At 35.3% G+C, this 1,715-nt stretch carries 2 protein-coding genes; both read right to left on the bottom strand.

The annotated features are described in order from the left end of the window. Nucleotides 1-203 precede the first annotated feature (203 nt). Entirely contained in the window at nucleotides 204-671 is a 468-nt protein-coding gene (locus tag AC1DCV_RS35690) for a hypothetical protein (protein ID WP_477027669.1), read from the bottom strand. A 39-nt stretch (nucleotides 672-710) separates the two neighbouring features. Then, nucleotides 711-1,640 carry an RHS repeat-associated core domain-containing protein gene (locus tag AC1DCV_RS35685; protein WP_477027668.1) on the bottom strand — a complete coding sequence of 310 codons (930 nt, stop codon included), beginning with the start codon at nucleotides 1,638-1,640 and terminating at the stop codon, nucleotides 711-713. Between the last annotated feature and the right edge of the window lie 75 nt (nucleotides 1,641-1,715).

Raw genomic sequence — 1,715 nt, 5'->3', positions numbered from 1 at the left:
TTTTATTCCTTGTCCAGGAGAATATATGTGCAAAATGGAATAAGCCAGTACACAACTGGAATCAGACATTGGCGCAATTATCAATTATTTTTAGTGAACGTTTGAAACTTAATCTTTAACCACCGTGACACACTTTATGTAATACTACCTCGCTGACCGGGTTTTATCATTTATCATTGCAGTATGACTAATACCTTTGCCTCTCACTGGTTCAATATTCCATTTTTTGGCAACTTATCTACAGATAGACCATCAACACTTAATAACTCTTTACTTACATAAAAAGTAAAAGTATATAAGGAGGATCTGTAACTATTTGTATCCTTACTACCAATAGTCCTTTCAAAGAAGATATTCCTTTTAGGGTAATCTAACCATCGTAATTCTATAACTGTATCTTTATCATAATAATAATAATGCATATCATATTTCCCCGATGGAAATTTGTCATTCTTAACTTTGAAGGATTGCGGATCCTTTGTGATAAAATAAACGTATCCATCGCTAAACGCCAATGGTTTATCAGCACTACCCGCTTCATTAAAAATAATATTCACCCATCCTGTATAGTTCATAGGAATAAAAACATGAACACTCTTCTCACTCTGAAAAGAAGAACAACAAAACATTAAGGATATACAATAAGCTATAACTAAAAAATTCACTTTCATATAAATATTTTTGCATTTAATCATGCAATGGTTCACTTTTTATTGACTATTACTAAATCTTTTATCATTTTCTTTTACCTTCGGGGATGGCGACGCATGATCTACCTGAGGTTGGGTCCCTACTTGCCCTGCTTTTTTAACATCTACATCTCCTTTTACAGGAAACAGATTCAAGATATCTTTAGGATTACTTCCATCCTTCAGATCTTTACCTGCATCGGAAGGCTTATTGAAATACATTAAATCAACTTGTCCCGTCTCTATGTCCTCAATAAATAATTCCAATGCGGGAAAACCATCCCATGTTCCAGTCAATGTCCAAGTACCATCTTTTGATACTGAAATGTTAAGTCCATAGTCAATTCCTGGAGTAGGCATCCAACTAGGAGTAGCAGGGTTTTTAGTACTTATTTCAGCAAAAATATTTGCTTTATTACTAAATATCTGTGTCGTTGTATTTTTATCTCCTAAACCCTCATTATCAAAATACTTCACTTTACCTGTTCCAATATTCTTAGAGTATGTTCCATGCGTAATTGGTGATATATATGTAGCGGTACTCTTATAAAAATCAATATTAAACTGTTGTTCGGATTTATATCCTCCATGAGCCTCGACATTTCTATACTGAGGATACCAACGCGTATTAGCTTTATCTATGATATCCTTAGCCTGTGGTTCCCATACATAAGCGTATGGCAAAAATGTTCTCACAGTCACCATATATTTCTCCAAGCCGTCTAAATCTACACTCCTTATTACATCATTCTCTGCAAATGCATAAGTACTATTCCACGGATATTCTGCACTTAGGGGATCTACACTTAAGAACCTACCTAAGCGTGGATCATAAATCCTCATCCCATAATCCTGCTCATTCCCCTCTCCCTTCACCTCATTATCATTCTCCTTCCCATTAAACCCATAACGATAACCCCCTGGACTCAAACTCCACTTCCTCCCCACCATCCGCAACCTGGTGCTTACTCAAAGAACTCCCATAAATATATTGCTTTTTCTTTCATCTGTTTTTTCAATTGAAAG

This window comes from Chitinophaga sp. 10T418, from assembly GCF_056394125.1.
Note: the sequence above shows the minus strand (reverse complement) of the source record. Positions and strands in the feature narration are given on the sequence as shown.